The sequence below is a fragment of the Nonomuraea sp. NPDC002799 genome (genome assembly GCF_053592075.1).
Window position 1 is genome coordinate 1 of sequence record NZ_JBSFVA010000066.1, and the last position, 13,343, is coordinate 13,343.

At 69.9% G+C, this 13,343-nt stretch carries 13 protein-coding genes and 1 pseudogene; 8 read left to right on the forward strand and 6 right to left on the reverse strand.

All coding sequences use genetic code 11. The features are described 5' to 3' along the window. The first annotated feature begins 457 nt into the window (after nucleotides 1-457). Nucleotides 458-1,852: a cytochrome b gene (locus ACWD0F_RS49635; RefSeq protein ID WP_449889810.1), complete on the forward strand. Its 1,395-nt coding sequence runs from the start codon at nucleotides 458-460 to the stop codon at nucleotides 1,850-1,852. A 180-nt stretch (nucleotides 1,853-2,032) separates the two neighbouring features. Further along, nucleotides 2,033-2,389, forward strand: a complete 357-nt coding sequence (locus ACWD0F_RS49640; protein ID WP_449889812.1) for a hypothetical protein — start codon at nucleotides 2,033-2,035, stop codon at nucleotides 2,387-2,389. 679 nt (nucleotides 2,390-3,068) lie between these two features. Here the strand turns inward: ACWD0F_RS49640 and ACWD0F_RS49645 are convergent. Then, nucleotides 3,069-3,677 (reverse strand): hypothetical protein, encoded by a 609-nt coding sequence (locus tag ACWD0F_RS49645; protein WP_449889813.1) that lies wholly within the window; start codon nucleotides 3,675-3,677, stop codon nucleotides 3,069-3,071. Between ACWD0F_RS49645 and ACWD0F_RS49650 the strand changes: the two genes are divergently transcribed. Beyond that, nucleotides 3,670-4,206 (forward strand): hypothetical protein, encoded by a 537-nt coding sequence (locus tag ACWD0F_RS49650; protein WP_449889815.1) that lies wholly within the window; start codon nucleotides 3,670-3,672, stop codon nucleotides 4,204-4,206. The two genes, ACWD0F_RS49645 and ACWD0F_RS49650, sit on opposite strands and share 8 nt — an antisense overlap. 276 nt (nucleotides 4,207-4,482) lie before the next feature. On the opposite strand, the gene ACWD0F_RS49655 is transcribed toward ACWD0F_RS49650, so the two are convergent. Beyond that, on the reverse strand, nucleotides 4,483-6,480 hold the full coding sequence (locus ACWD0F_RS49655) for a hypothetical protein (RefSeq protein WP_449889816.1): 1,998 nt from the start codon (nucleotides 6,478-6,480) through the stop codon (nucleotides 4,483-4,485). Nucleotides 6,481-6,844: 364 nt separating this feature from the next. Between ACWD0F_RS49655 and ACWD0F_RS49660 the strand changes: the two genes are divergently transcribed. The 3 genes from ACWD0F_RS49660 to ACWD0F_RS49670 all read left to right on the forward strand — a co-directional run bounded on the left by ACWD0F_RS49660 (nucleotide 6,845) and on the right by ACWD0F_RS49670 (nucleotide 8,898). Continuing rightward, nucleotides 6,845-7,135 (forward strand): alpha/beta hydrolase, encoded by a 291-nt coding sequence (locus ACWD0F_RS49660; RefSeq protein ID WP_449889818.1) that lies wholly within the window; start codon nucleotides 6,845-6,847, stop codon nucleotides 7,133-7,135. 102 nt (nucleotides 7,136-7,237) lie between these two features. Then, a complete protein-coding gene (locus ACWD0F_RS49665) occupies nucleotides 7,238-7,915 on the forward strand; it encodes a DUF899 domain-containing protein (protein WP_449889819.1) in 678 nt (225 codons plus the stop codon). 212 nt (nucleotides 7,916-8,127) lie between these two features. Then, nucleotides 8,128-8,898 carry a ZIP family metal transporter gene (locus ACWD0F_RS49670; protein WP_449889821.1) on the forward strand — a complete coding sequence of 257 codons (771 nt, stop codon included), beginning with the start codon at nucleotides 8,128-8,130 and terminating at the stop codon, nucleotides 8,896-8,898. On the opposite strand, the gene ACWD0F_RS49675 is transcribed toward ACWD0F_RS49670, so the two are convergent. Beyond that, complete coding sequence (locus ACWD0F_RS49675; protein WP_449889822.1) at nucleotides 8,895-9,059, reverse strand: hypothetical protein; 165 nt, start codon at nucleotides 9,057-9,059, stop codon at nucleotides 8,895-8,897. The two genes, ACWD0F_RS49670 and ACWD0F_RS49675, sit on opposite strands and share 4 nt — an antisense overlap. Nucleotides 9,060-9,345: 286 nt before the next feature. On the opposite strand from ACWD0F_RS49675, the pseudogene ACWD0F_RS49680 reads away from it, so the two are divergent. Further along, nucleotides 9,346-9,597: pseudogene (locus tag ACWD0F_RS49680) on the forward strand (AMP-binding protein); the annotation flags it as partial. Nucleotides 9,598-9,645: 48 nt separating this feature from the next. Here ACWD0F_RS49680 and dmpG read toward each other — a convergent pair. Genes dmpG through ACWD0F_RS49695 form a run of 3 tightly spaced genes read right to left on the reverse strand, consistent with a single transcriptional unit; the run spans nucleotide 9,646 to nucleotide 12,436 of the window. Next, nucleotides 9,646-10,671 carry a 4-hydroxy-2-oxovalerate aldolase gene (dmpG, locus tag ACWD0F_RS49685; protein ID WP_449889824.1) on the reverse strand — a complete coding sequence of 342 codons (1,026 nt, stop codon included), beginning with the start codon at nucleotides 10,669-10,671 and terminating at the stop codon, nucleotides 9,646-9,648. Further along, complete coding sequence (locus ACWD0F_RS49690; protein ID WP_449889826.1) at nucleotides 10,671-11,615, reverse strand: acetaldehyde dehydrogenase (acetylating); 945 nt, start codon at nucleotides 11,613-11,615, stop codon at nucleotides 10,671-10,673. Before ACWD0F_RS49690 ends, dmpG begins: the two co-directional genes overlap by 1 nt. Further along, entirely contained in the window at nucleotides 11,612-12,436 is an 825-nt protein-coding gene (locus tag ACWD0F_RS49695; RefSeq protein ID WP_449889828.1) for a 2-keto-4-pentenoate hydratase, read from the reverse strand. Before ACWD0F_RS49695 ends, ACWD0F_RS49690 begins: the two co-directional genes overlap by 4 nt. A 68-nt stretch (nucleotides 12,437-12,504) precedes the next feature. Here ACWD0F_RS49695 and ACWD0F_RS49700 point away from each other — a divergent pair, with 68 nt between their 5' ends. After that, nucleotides 12,505-13,266 (forward strand): IclR family transcriptional regulator, encoded by a 762-nt coding sequence (locus ACWD0F_RS49700; RefSeq protein ID WP_449889830.1) that lies wholly within the window; start codon nucleotides 12,505-12,507, stop codon nucleotides 13,264-13,266. Nucleotides 13,267-13,343 lie beyond the last annotated feature (77 nt).

A 13,343-nucleotide genomic window follows, 5' to 3' on the forward strand; every position in this document is an offset into this window, starting at 1 on the left:
CTGGCCTCGCAAGGCGGGGCACTCTTTACAAACGACGCGACCCGCCTACCTCGCAGAAGGGGCATATGCCCGCAAGCCATCCCAAGATGCCCACTCAGAGATTCACTCTCATGCCATAACCGGGAATCGCACGCGATCTACGGCAGGTCGCAGCCCGGGTTTCAGAGATTCCACTTCATCCCGTAGGTCTCAACGCCAGGCGCGCGCCGGAGGCCACGACGCCATCGCGCACGTGCCTGGCCTGGCCGAATGTCGCGGACACTCTGCAAGAACTGGCACGACACCACGACCGGGCTGATCGATGCACTCGTCGGACTGTGGCCGGCGCCCGTCACGCGTGACTGACCCTTGTCCTGGCCTTCCGTAGTGACGTGATTCACGCCACAAAGGCCCGCATCGACGTCACACCTGCCGGCCCGATCGCGTCTTGTGTGTAGGCAAGGTTAGGGGGCCCAAGATGCGTTCGTTGCCGGCCATACGCCGCTCGTTCCAGTTCTCCCACTGGTCGTTCATGTTCGCGGAAATCGCTGTCTGGTCGTTCGTTGTGTTGCTGGTGACCGGGGCGATGCTCATGCTGTTCTACGACCCCGGCATGTCCCAGGCTACCTATGACGGTTCCTACGGCCCGCTGCGCGGGCTTCTCGTCAGCGAGGCGTTCGACTCGACCATGCACCTGAGCTTGGAGGTGCGCGGCGGCCTGCTCATCCGCCAGATGCATCACTGGTCGGCGCTCGTCTTCGTGGCGGCGGTCGCGTTGCAACTGCTGCGCATGTTCCTCACCGGCGCGTTCCGCCGCCCGCGTATCCGGCAGTGGCTGATCTGGGTGGCGCTGCTGGCGCTGGGCATGTTCGCCGGCGAGACCGGCAACGCCCTGCCCGACGACATGCTGTCAGGCGGGAGCCTGTGGCTGATCATGTCGGTCGTGCAGTCCATCCCGGTGGTGGGCACATGGGTGATGTCGCTGCTGTTCGGCTCGGGCTTTCCCGGTGAGGCGGTCATTCCGGTCCTGTACGGCGGACACCTGCTGCTCGCGGCCGTCATGGGCGTCCTGCTGATCGCCCGTGAGCTGCTGGTGCGGCGGCACGGCCACTCGCGGTTCGTCGCCTCGCTGCCGGCGCGGCGAAGCGCCCGCCCGCTGATGGCGGCCGCGACGATCGGCATGCTGATCATCCTCGGATTCGGGTTCCAGATCGCCCCGATCTGGCTGTACGGCCCGGCCAAGCCGACGCAGATCTCGGCCGGCTCGGTGCCCGACTGGTACATGGGGTTCCTCGACGGCGCCCTCCGGATCATGCCCGGATGGGAGCTCACCCTCGGGGACTACACGCTCAGCCTCGCGGTCCTCGTCCCCACGGTGGTGGTACCCGGGATCTTCTTCACCGCTCTGGCCGCGTACCCGCCGGCCGAACGCTTCCTCCTGGCGCGACGCGACCGCCGCGACGCGCTGGGCCGGCCCAAGAGCGTGCGCCGCATCGCCCGCGAGACACCCGCGCGTGACCTGCTCGACCGGCCGCGCGACACGCCCGTGAAAACGGCCATCGCCGCCGCCGGCATCACGTTCTACGGCCTGCTCTGGGCAGCCGCGGCCAACGACCAGCTCGCCCACCAATTCCAGCTCAACGTCAACGCCGTGACGATCTTCTTCCGGTACGCCGTGGTCGTCGGGCCCGTCGTCGCCTTCGTCGTCACCCGGTGGATCTGCCTCGCACTCCAGCAGTCGGACCGCGACGTGGCCGAGCACGGCATGGAGACCGGGATCATCACCCGCTCCCCGGATGGCGGATTCCACGAGCGGACGGCGCCGGTGCGGCAAGAGCACGATCGTCACCGGGAGTTGAGCCGGTCAACATAGGTCCAGGCGAGTTCCAGCCGGCCACGAGCCACGTGGCCGGGCGGCGACCTTGAACAAGGGATCGCGGTAACGCTGGAGGTGGTCGCCACGGTAGCCGACCTGCGATCGGTGCGGACCCGCGTGGCCCCAGGCAATCAGGCTTTGGGCAGAGCTTGGCTTTGGTCACACAGAAAGAGCCAAATGGTGCAGGGCCTAAGCCAGGGCCTGCCGCTGGCCAAGACCGAGCCGGTGCACAACGAGACCGACGCGCCCAGGCCGGAGTGGAAGGAGCGCGGCGAGCACTGGGGCGAAGGCGGTGACCACGTTCCGGACTCGCGGGACGACCATCCCGTCTACCGGTTCTGGCACGGCCACACCAGCGCACTGATCGCCGAGCGGCGCCCTGACCTGGACGGAGAGCTGCTGGCGCACATCCTGCTGGGCAGCCTGCAAAGCGAACCGGTCCTGCGGCTGCTGGAGCGCGGAGAGGCGCCACGGCTCGCCGCGGCGCTGCACGTCATGGCAGCCGGGATGCTCGCGGCCCCTGCCCCCTCCTGAGGCGAACCGGCCGAGAAACCATCCATCTCCCCGATCGCGGCCCAGCACCCTGGCCCCACAGTGGTGGCAAGTGACAGTAGATCTTTCTCTATGGTTCGCGTCGAATGAATTACCGACAGCGCCTCTCTGGCTTGGGCTTCACTCCGGGCAGAGCCGTCGATCACGCCTTCTGGGGCGCTTGACCTGCGGGAACATCCGGTACGCTCACCACACCCACAGGCTTCCGGTTTTAGCCTCATCAGTCCTTCATCATCACTTTTGTCAGGGTCTGCATGGGTAAATCCGGTCTCGTCCGGGAGGCCCCCACTTCCATGACGCCAGATATCCAGAAGTTCATTGACGCGTCCTACATCTTGACCTCGTGGTACCAGACCGCCGAGGCAGAGCCCGGCGCCAATCGGCCCCGGGAACAGTCCTCCGGCCGGACCTCCACGGCAGACCCCAGCACCCACGTTGCTCAGGAACAGCAGGGCCACCGGCCCAACGGCACTCAGGACGACGCGGAGATCACCGCTGCACAGACGCACGATGACCATGCGGGCCCACCGCCGGACGGACCTCAGAGTGGGCGGCACACCGACACGGACGGCCGCCGGGACACTCAGGAGAAGCCGACCAGCCCGTCGGCCCCGGCCCGAGACAGCACCAGCCAGAACGGCCTGAACCAGAACGAATCCCATCAGGCCGGCTCCCACCACGAGGGTGCCGACCCGTCATCAGTGGCGACCCCTCCTGCACCAGAGCCGACCCATGCCTCGGACACGCCGCCGTACGAGGGCGCACCACCCTCCGACACACCAACGGCCACGCCTACCTCAACGTCAGGCGGGCCTGCCCCCACGACGTCGGATTCGTCCTCCCCCACACCCACCACGTCCGAGTCACCTTCAGCCACCCCCACGGCCACATCCGAGTCACCTTCAGCCACCCCCACGGCATCCGACTCGCCATCGCCCACAGAAACCGCCACGGCATCCGAGTCGCCTTCCCCCACGGCCACCGCCACGACATCGGAGTCATCGTCCCCTTCGGCCACCAACGAAGCCGAACCGGCCGCCACCTCCACTTCAGCGGCGGTGACGGCCTCTTCAACCTCGCCCACTCCGACCTCCACGCCGGAGGCCGTAGCCGACGAGGACATCACTGCCACGCCGGAGGCCGTAGCCGACGAGGGCACCGCTGCCACGCCGCCGGCATCCAGCACCACGGCTTCCAGCGCCGTCCCCGCACACCTCAACGCCGCGGTGTCCAGCCGGCAGACGGGCTTCTCCACCGCGACGATGGTCACCTCGGCCGTGGTGCTCGTGGTCGCCCTGCTGGCCGTACTCGCGGTGCTCGTAGCCAGGTCCCGCCGGACTCGCCCGGCCACCGCCGGATACGTCGAACCCGTACCCGCACCTCCGGCCCCCCACCACGGCCCCGCCGGGCCCGACGAGGACAACCCGTGGAGGCGGCAACTCCTCGAAGCCATCGAGACCGTCACCGCCCTCGGCGAACAGGACAGTGCCCCACCCGCCGCACCGCACGGCCCGGACCACCCGCGCCCCGGGACCGGTTCACCCGCACATGGCTCCGGCACGGACCCTGATGCGACCGCCGCCTGGACCCCGCCCTTCGAGCCCTCCATCCCACCTGGGCCCCTGGAGTCCCTCTTCAACTCCCAACCACGCGATCCCGGCGCCAACCCCGCAGATGTCTCCCCATCCGATGGTCTCGTCCCAACCGAGAACGACCCCGTACGTAAGCGGCTCAGTGAACACCCGGCCAGTGATGACGACGACACCATGCCCGGAAGCGCTGGTCACTCCACTCCGTAGTCCTGTGGCCGAGGCGACCAGCCGGGACACCGCGTCCCGACTGGCTGTCCGAGACGGTTTGATCAGCGGCGAACCCCACTTGCGTCCGGTCTCACCACCGAAACTTCGCGTCCCTGCTCCTGCCCGATCAGGCGGATGGCCTGGGCGTCGGACAGCAGAGCGATCGGAATCGACTTGGCGGACGCCGGCGTGGCCCGCGAGCAGCCCAAGAACACCAAGGGCCAAGGAGTCGGATCGAGAGCTTGTGGACCCTGGCGCGCAGGTCAAGGATCAAGATCAGTGTTTGCGCTTCTTCCTGCGGCCTCGGGCTCCCGGCGGCCGGGTGGGGACGAGGCGGAGGGGATGGCGGGCGGTCTTGCGGAGCGGCTCGGCCACCAGTTCGCGTAGCTCCCGCAATCCCACGACATCGGGGTGCCCCGACGCCAGGATCGCCTCCACGAACTCGTACGCGTCCCCGCCCCCCATCCTCTTGAGCTGCTCGACAAGCCCCTCAGGCCCCGCGAGCTCCAGCACCGACAGGAAGTTCTCCGCCCCCATGAGAAGGTTCTCCCGCTCACTCAACGACCCGGGCTTCATCTCCCCGGCATCGATGAGCTGGGTCCACACGGCGGGCCCGAGGACCGGGTCGTGACGTAGGTCATGCAGAAGCCGCCCTTCGGGAAGGGCGTCGGCCAGAACGCGCAGCATCGCCCCCACCCGCGTACGGAACGGGCAATCCCGCACGGCCTGCAGCAACATCTCGACATTCTGCCCCGGCCAGGCCAGCCACCCCTGGAGCTCCGCGACGGCGTCCTCCGGCGGATAGTGCTGGGCGAGCACCCCGAGCAGCTCGGCCGGCGGGGCGGTGGCCAGTTCGCCGATGAGGGGAACGTCGCGGCCCTCGGCGAGGAGGCGGTCGCGGACGCCGCGCACGCCGAGCGGGGTCAGGCGGACCAGCGGGAGGTCGGGCGCGGCGAGGGCGGTGCGCAGACGTTCGACCGCGTCCGGTGGCAAGGGCTGGTCGTCGTGGTCGAGGTCGCTCGAGTAGAGGGGGTCGGCGGGGCCGCGGGTGAGCTCCACGGCCCCGAGGTCGGACAGGACCTCGAACGTGCGCCCCAGGTCCCGGGTGACCTCGCGGCGCCAGAGATCATTCAGGCGCTCGTCCTCCCGGTCGAGAACGAAGTACTCCTGGCAGGCCAGCCACACCGTCTCTTCGAGCCGGACCACCGGCATCTCGTCCAGCCCGTACATGGAGGTGAGCACGTCCGGCAGGATCTCGCCGAAGATCTCGGCCAGGATGGGCTCGGGCTGCCCCGTCGCGGCGGGCACGGCGACCGCACGGCCCAGCTCCGGCAGCACCTCGAACGCGCGCCGCCACAGCGCCTCCGGGTCGCGCAGCAGGGGTGCGGCCTTGGCCACGCGGAAGAGCCGGCCCTTGCTGGTGCGGGTCAGGCGCAGCTTCTTGGCCCAGGCGAGCAGCAGGTTGAGCTGCGGCAGATCGGTGGCGCTGCGGACGCGCAGCCCGTCCTCGCCGGCGCCCAGCAGGGCCGACACCTCGAGGGCGTCGGCGACGCGGAGGTTGCCCGCGTCAGTGAGGGCGCGGCCGTCCTTGCCTGCCCAATCGGCCAGGGTGATGAGACGCTGGACGGTCTGGCTGCGCGCGGCGGCCTCCGCCAGCTCCGACGCAGAGGGCAGGGAGACAGGCAGCTGGGGGAAGGCGCGTTCCTCGCCGATGCCGCCGTTCACGAAGCGGTTCTGCATGATCTTGTCGAGCACCTGCTCGTCGTACGGAACGCGACCGGCGTCGAGATCGCGCTTGAACCGCTCGAACTCCCCCGGAACGCTGAGATCGACGCCCTGGCCGAGAGCCGTGTGCGCCCAGAACGTCGCCACCCCCCACAGCGTGGGATCGTCGAGCGCGGCCGCGTACTCCGCCCGCGCCCCGGCGATGATCTCCTCCGCCTCCGCGAGCGTGGCACCGCGCGGGTCGCGAAGGCCCGTGACGTCGAGATAGCACAGGTACGTCCGCAGCACCTCCGGGGCGAGATCGAGCTCCTCCCGCAGGGCCGTCACCTTGTACGGCACGTACCGCAGCAGGAAGAACCTGATGCGCGCACCGTCCCAGTACGCCAGCCGGCCATCACGACTCTCGTGCCGCGCGTCGACGGCGGCGGAGAGCAGCAGGTCATCGACCGGATGCCCGTGCTCCTCCGCCCAGGTGACACACCGCCGGATCAGCAGGTCCTTGGCGGCCTCGAACTCCTCGGCCTCTTCGGGCTCGAACCAGGTACGCACAATCCAAGCCTCCCATCCCTGCAGGGTCACCGTCTCGCCTGTCAGACGAGAGTTCTCGGCGACCCAGGCGATGAGACGGCTGTGCAGGCTCTCGCCGGGCGAGGGGAGGATCGCACCCCTCTCACCAGGGAACGTTGAGCGGCGCCGAACTCAAGATCCAATGGCGTACGATCGAGGTTAGGGCCGGGCGACGATCATGCCGCCCTGGACGCGGACGGCGGCCTCTCAAGCGATCAACTGTGGAGAAAGCCACGCACCAGCCGTGATCAGTGGCGCCAGACCCGGACTATGCCCGGGTGGTCGATCCGGGCCGGCGCCGTGCCTCCTGTTCGGCGCGCGCCCTCTACTCGAACGCGAACTTCCCATGCCGGCCGCCCACCCGCTGACCGCCGGCATGCCCGTCAACGCGGGACCGTGCGCGTACTGGCCGTTCAAGCCGGCCGACCCGCCCGTCCGCGTCACCTCGCGCGGTCCGGCCAACGTGCTGCTCATCCAGAACCTGCGCGACCCGTCCACGCCGTACAGCGGAGCGCTGAAGATGCGCCAGGCGTTCGGGGCACGGGCCCGGATGGTCAGCGTCGATTCAGGCGGCCACGGCGCGTCTACCTCGCCAACGGCAACGCCTGCGGCGACCAGACCGTCACCACCTTCCTGACCACCGGAAACCTGCCCTCCTACGACAAAGACTGCTGATTGGCGATGAGTTCGGCGACCGGGGCAGGTCTACCTCTGAACACGCAAGTCGCAGGGAGGAATCATGACCAAGAACGCGCTACCGCCCGTGGTCGACGCCGACACCTGGCAGCGTCAACTCGACGAACTGCGCACCCGGGAGAAGGCCGCGACCCGGGAACTCGACGCCATCGCCGCCCAGCGCCGCCGCCTGCCCATGGTGGAAATGCCGGACTACACCCTCGAAGGCGAAGAAGGACCGGTTCGCCTGGCGGACGTCTTCAACGGCATGCGGCAACTGATCGTCTACAACCACATGTGGTTTCCCGGCAAGGAGTGGCAGTGCCCGGGCTGTACGGGGTACACCTCGCAGTTCACCCGGCTGGAGTTCCTGGACAACTACGACGCCCGGTTCGTCATCGTCACCCAGGGCCCCATCGACGAGGCACTCGCCTACAAGCAGCGGGTCGGGAACAAGATGACCTGGTACTCCACCGCCAACAGCCCCTTCGGCACCGACGTCGGCGCACCACCCGGCGAAGGCTTCGCCGTCAACGTGTTCCTGCGCGACGGCGACACCGTGTACCGCACCTGGCACACCAACGGCCGGGGCACCGAGCAGCTCAGCCACACCTTCGCCCTGATCGACCTGCTGCCGTTCGGGCGGCAGGAGGAGTGGCAGGACTCCCCCGACGGCTGGCCACAGTCACCCACCTACAGCCGGTGGCCCACCGCCAAGGACATCGCCACCCTCTACGGCTAGGGGCTTTCAGTACGGTGTGGGAGTAGCAGGTGAGCCCTCCACCTCCTCCACCCGAGGAAGTCGTGACGGTGGCCGTCGGCTTGAGGAGGGGGCGGTGCCGGCCGCCGGCGGCGGCATGTTCCAGGCAGGCCGGCACGGCGTTCCGATCGGATCCTTGCGTGGCGTCCCGAGCTAACCGCTTGCAGGGGATGGCGCCCGGTTTGGGAATGGGGGTGGGAGGGCAGACGCCGATCATGCCGGAGTGGTTGCAGGCGGGTGGGTGGGGGCTGCTGGCCGGGTTCGCCCTCGTGCTCGGCGCGCTGCCCGGATACACGGTTCGGATGCCGCAATGGCTGATCTCGTCGGTGATGGCGTTCGGGGCCGGAGTGCTGATGTCCGCGGTGTCGTTCGAGCTGATCGATGAGGCGCACCAGCGCGCGGGACTGGGGCCCACGGTGGTGGGGGCCATGTCTGGCGCGGTCCTCTACACCGTCTGCAACATCCTGCTGACCCGCCGCGGAGCCAGGCATCGCAAACGCTCCGGTGACCGGCAGCCGTCGCAGCAGGAGGGTTCCGGGACGGCGATCGCCATGGGCGCGGTGCTCGACGGGGTGCCTGAGTCGCTGGTGATCGGGGCGAGCCTGCTCGGTGGCGGCGCGGTGAGCATGGTGACCGTGGCGGCGGTGTTCATCAGCAACGTGCCCGAGGGCCTGTCCAGCGCGGCCGGCATGCGCCGCGCCGGGCGGTCCAAGACGTACGTGTTCGGGCTGTGGAGCGGCATCGCCGTGGTCAGTGGTCTGTCGTCGCTGGCGGGGTACGCGCTCCTGGGGCAGGCGCCGGCGGCCGTGCTGGCGGGCATCATCGCGCTGGCCGGCGGCGCGATCCTCACCATGATCGCCGACACCATGATTCCTGAGGCGTTCGAGAACTCGCACCTGATGACGGGTCTCATCACGCTGGTCGGGTTCCTGCTCGCGTTCGCGGTGTCGAAGGCCGGCGGTTAGCGGCCCCGATCTTCGTGGCGCTGCGCCTGCCGCCCGCCTCGGGCGCGCAGGAACTGCACGACGTCCTCGACGCCCTGCTGCAGCCGACGGCCGCGGGCAGCGAGCTGCGGCAGGAGTTCGACGCCGCGTTGCAGGGCACGATCATGTGCTTCAACACGCACGGCGTCGAGACCAACCAGCACTACGCGTCCGGCGCGATCGTGCCCGACGGCACACCCGAGCAGCCCGCGCCGCGTGACGAGGAGATCTATCACTTCGCCTCGACCCGTCCTGGACGCCACCTGCCGCAGGTGTGGCTGACCAAGGACCAGCAGCGCGTCTCCACCTTCGACCTGTGCGGCCGGGGCCGTGCAGATCGAGGGCGGACGGCTGCTCACCAACAACTCCCGATGGGGCGACTTCCGCACGCGCCGCACCCGCCCACGATCTCGCGGCCGGCGTACGCGCCGCCTCGCGGACGAGCTGGCGTACAAGGTGAGGCCGGTGCTCGGGGCGACGCTGCAGCAGGTGTTCGGCATGGCGGAAGGCCTGCTGAACTTCACCCGCCTTGACGACCCCTTCGAGACGGTGTGCACCACACAGGGCCGTCCCCTGTGTCCTTCCGACGAGATCAGAATCGTGGACGAGCAGGACCGGGACCTGCCGGACGGCCAGGCCGGACTCCTGCTCACCCGCGGGCCGTACACTCCTCGCGGGTACGCCGCCCGCCTCAAGGCGGAGCTTTTTCGGTGATGCCTGGCGCGACGGTCAGGCGGGCCGCTTCTCGCGCTCGGCGGCGAGCGTGAGGGCGATGTCGACGAGCATGTCCTCCTGGCCGCCGACCAGCCGGCGGCGGCCGCACTCCATCAGGATGTCGCGGACGTCGACGCCGTACCGGGCGGCGGCAGCCTCCGCGTGGCGCAGAAACGACGAGTAGACGCCGGCGTACCCCAAGGTGAGCGTCTCCCGGTCGACACGCACCGGACGGTCCTGCAACGGGCGGACGATGTCGTCCGCGGCGTCCTGGAGCTGGAACAGGTCGCATCGGTGCTCGAAGTCCGAGAGGTCCGCGACCGCGATGAACGCCTCCAAGGGGCAGTTGCCCGCGCCCGCGCCGTGACCGGCCAGCGACGCGTCTACCCGGTGGACGCCGTTCTCGACCGCGACGACGGAGTTGGCGACCGACAGCGAGAGGTTCTCGTGGGCGTGGATGCCGATCTCGGTCCGGGCGTCGAGGACGTCGCGGTACGCGCGGACCCGCGCGGCCACGTCGTTCATCGTGAGCCGGCCGCCGGAGTCGGTGACGTAGACGCAGTGCGCGCCGTAGGACTCCATGAGCTTGGCCTGCCGGGCCAGCTCCTCCGGCGGCGCCATGTGGGAGAGCATCAGAAATCCGGACACGTCCATGCCCATCTCGCGCGCCGCGGCGATGTGCTGGGCGGAGATGTCGGCCTCGGTGCAGTGCGTGGCGACCCGGACGGAGCGTACGCCGAGGTCGTGGGCGCGCTTCAACTCGTGGACGGTGCCGACACCCGGCAGCAGCAGCGTGGTGAGGCGGGCGTTCACCAGCACCGACGCCGCCGCCTCGATCCACTCCCAGTCCGTGTGCGACCCGGGACCGTAGTTGAGCGACCCTCCGGCGAGGCCGTCGCCGTGCGCGACCTCGATCGCGTCGACGCCGGCCCGGTCGAGCGCCGTGACGATGCGCTTGACGTCCTCCAGGCCGATCCGGTGGCGAACGGCGTGCATCCCGTCGCGAAGCGTGACGTCCTGGACGAAGATCGGAATGCCCATCACAGGCCAGCCTTCCGTGCGGCGATGCGCTCCGCGACCCGCAGGGCGGCGGACGTCATGATGTCGAGGTTGCCGGCGTAGGCCGGGAGATAGTGCGCGGCGCCCTCGACCTCGAGGAAGACCGACACCTGATGCGTGGGCCGGGCGGCGCCGCCGGCGAGGAGCGTCCCGACCGGCTGGTCGGCGGAGATCTCGGTGATCTGCACCTGCTGCTTGAGCCGGTAGCCGGGGACGTAGGCGGCGACGTCGGCGGCCATCTTCTCGACCGACCGGCGGATCTCCTCGTGCACGGCCGGATCCGGCGCCGCGACGAGGCACAGGACCGTGTCCCGCATGATCAGCGGAGGGTCCGCGGGGTTCAGGATGATGATCGCCTTGCCGCGGCGCGACCCGCCGATCTGCTCGATCGCGGCCGAGGTGGTCTCGGTGAACTCGTCGATGTTGGCCCGGGTGCCCGGTCCGGCCGATTTCGACGCGATCGAGGCGACGATCTCGGCGTACTCGACGGGCACCACCCGGCTGATGGCGGCGACGATCGGGATCGTGGCCTGGCCGCCGCAGGTGACCATGTTCACGTCCGGCTCGCCGAGATGCTCGTCGAGGTTGACGGCGGGGACGACGTAGGGCCCGATCGCCGCCGGGGTCAGGTCGATCAGCCTCTTCCCGGACGGAATCAGCTTCGCGGCGTTCACCTCGTGCGCCTTGGCCGAGGTCGCGTCGAAGACGATCCCGATCTCGCCGAAGTCCGGCAGCGCGATCAGCCCGTCGACACCCTCGTGCGTCGTCGAGACCCCGAGCCGGGCGGCGCGGGCCAAGCCGTCAGACCCGGGATCGATGCCGACCATCGCCCCCATCTCCAGGTGACGCGCTCCGCGCAAGACCTTGATCATCAGGTCGGTGCCGATGTTGCCCGACCCGATGATCGCGACCTTCGTCCTGCTCATGCTGCTGCTCCTTCGGTGAAGCGGACCGTCACCCTGCCGAGGCCCGACAGGGTGGCGGTGACGGTGTCGCCGGCGGCCACCGGGCGCATCGGACCGAGCGCGCCGGACAGGACGACCTGCCCCGCGCGCAGCGGCTCGCCGAGATCGCGGGCCATGCGGGCCAGCCATACGACCGCCTCGATCGGGTCGCCCAGACAGGCCGCGCCGGTCCCGGTGGAGACCTCCTCACCGCCGACGCTCATCGACATCACGACGTCCACCGGCTCGAACTCGCCGAGGGTGCGGCGCTCCGTTCCGAGCACGTAGGCGCCCGAGGAGGCGTTGTCGGCGACGGTGTCACCGAAGGTGATGTCCCACCCGGCGATCCGGCTGCCGCAGATCTCGAGCGCGGCGACGCCGTACTCGATCGCGTCCCGGATCTGTGGGGCGTCGAGCGGCCCGTCGGCCAGGTCGGCCCGGAGCACGAACGCGATCTCCGCCTCCGCCCGCGGCTGGAGGACCCGCCCGACCGGGATCGTGTCCCCGTCGGCGTAGGCCATGTCGTCGAAGAGGACGCCGAGGTCGGGCTGGTCGACACCGAGCTGCCGTTGCACCGCCTCCGAGGTCAGGCCGACCTTGCGCCCGACGACCCGGGCGCCGGCGGCGAGGCGGGACGCGGTGAGTGCGGCCTGGACGGCGTACGCGGCGGCCAGGTCGTTCCGGCCGATCAGGTCCCGTACGGGGGCGCAGGGCGTGCCGGACGCGGCTGCGCCGGCGAGCCGCTCGGCCGCGGCGGCCATGTCGGACGGGCTCGCGGTTGCGAGCCCGATGGTTTCGTTCATACCCCCACTGTGCAGGCAGGATCCGGCACCAACCAGCACATCGTCTCGTTCAGCGATACGCTGTGCGGGTGACGGAGACAGCCGATCTCGACACCGTGCTGGGAAAGGCGGTGACGATCCTGCGCGCCTTCCGGCCCGATGACCGGGTCGTCAGCCTCGCCGAGCTGGTGCGGCGTACCGGTCTCCACAAGGCGACCGTGTACCGGCTGTCCGGCGATCTGGTCGCCAACCGCCTGCTCGACCGCGCCGACGGCGGCTACCGGCTCAGTGGTGGCCTGTTCGAACTCGGGATGCTCGCCTCGCTGGAGCGCAGCCTGCTCGAACTGGCGATGCCCTTCCTCCAGGACCTCTACGAACGCACCCACGAGACCGTCCACCTCGGGGTGCGAGAGGGGCACGACGTCATCTACGTCGCCAAGATCGGCGGCCACCGCCAAGCCAGGGCGCCCTCGCGCACCGGGGGGCGGATGCCCCTGCACTGCACCGCGATCGGCAAGGTGCTGCTCGCCTACGCCGACGCCGGCCTGCGGCACGAGGTGCTGACGGGGCCGCTCGAACGACGCACACCGCACACCGTCGTCGCGCCGAGCCTCCTGCGCCGCCAGTTGCGGCGCGTCGCGGAGACCGGCGTCGCGTTCGAGGCGGAGGAGTCGGCCCTCGGGCTCGTGTGTGTCGCCGCGCCGGTGCTGGGGCACGGTGACGAGCCACTCGCCGCGATCAGCGTGGCCGGCCCCACCGGCAGGTTCCGGCCCGAGAGACACGCGACCGCGGTGCGCGCGGCGGGGGCCGCGCTCGGCAGCACGCTGAGCCGGCGCGACCTCCTGCGGTGAACGCGCGTCCCGGCCGGTGCGGATGGTGAGGTTCACCGTCTCGTCGATCCGGTCCGCCGGCGCCCGCCCGATCGAGG

What these genes read in the sequence shown, in the direction of transcription:
- ACWD0F_RS49650 (WP_449889815.1), top strand. Translation starts at nt 3,670, where the DNA reads ATGGTCACCTCGGCCGTGGTGCTCGTGGTCGCCCTGCTGGCCGTACTC.
- ACWD0F_RS49635 (WP_449889810.1), top strand. Translation starts at nt 458, where the DNA reads ATGCGTTCGTTGCCGGCCATACGCCGCTCGTTCCAGTTCTCCCACTGG.
- ACWD0F_RS49690 (WP_449889826.1), bottom strand. Translation starts at nt 11,615, where the DNA reads ATGAGCAGGACGAAGGTCGCGATCATCGGGTCGGGCAACATCGGCACC.
- dmpG (WP_449889824.1), bottom strand. Translation starts at nt 10,671, where the DNA reads ATGGGCATTCCGATCTTCGTCCAGGACGTCACGCTTCGCGACGGGATG.
- ACWD0F_RS49640 (WP_449889812.1), top strand. Translation starts at nt 2,033, where the DNA reads ATGGTGCAGGGCCTAAGCCAGGGCCTGCCGCTGGCCAAGACCGAGCCG.
- ACWD0F_RS49660 (WP_449889818.1), top strand. Translation starts at nt 6,845, where the DNA reads ATGCCGGCCGCCCACCCGCTGACCGCCGGCATGCCCGTCAACGCGGGA.
- ACWD0F_RS49665 (WP_449889819.1), top strand. Translation starts at nt 7,238, where the DNA reads ATGACCAAGAACGCGCTACCGCCCGTGGTCGACGCCGACACCTGGCAG.
- ACWD0F_RS49695 (WP_449889828.1), bottom strand. Translation starts at nt 12,436, where the DNA reads ATGAACGAAACCATCGGGCTCGCAACCGCGAGCCCGTCCGACATGGCC.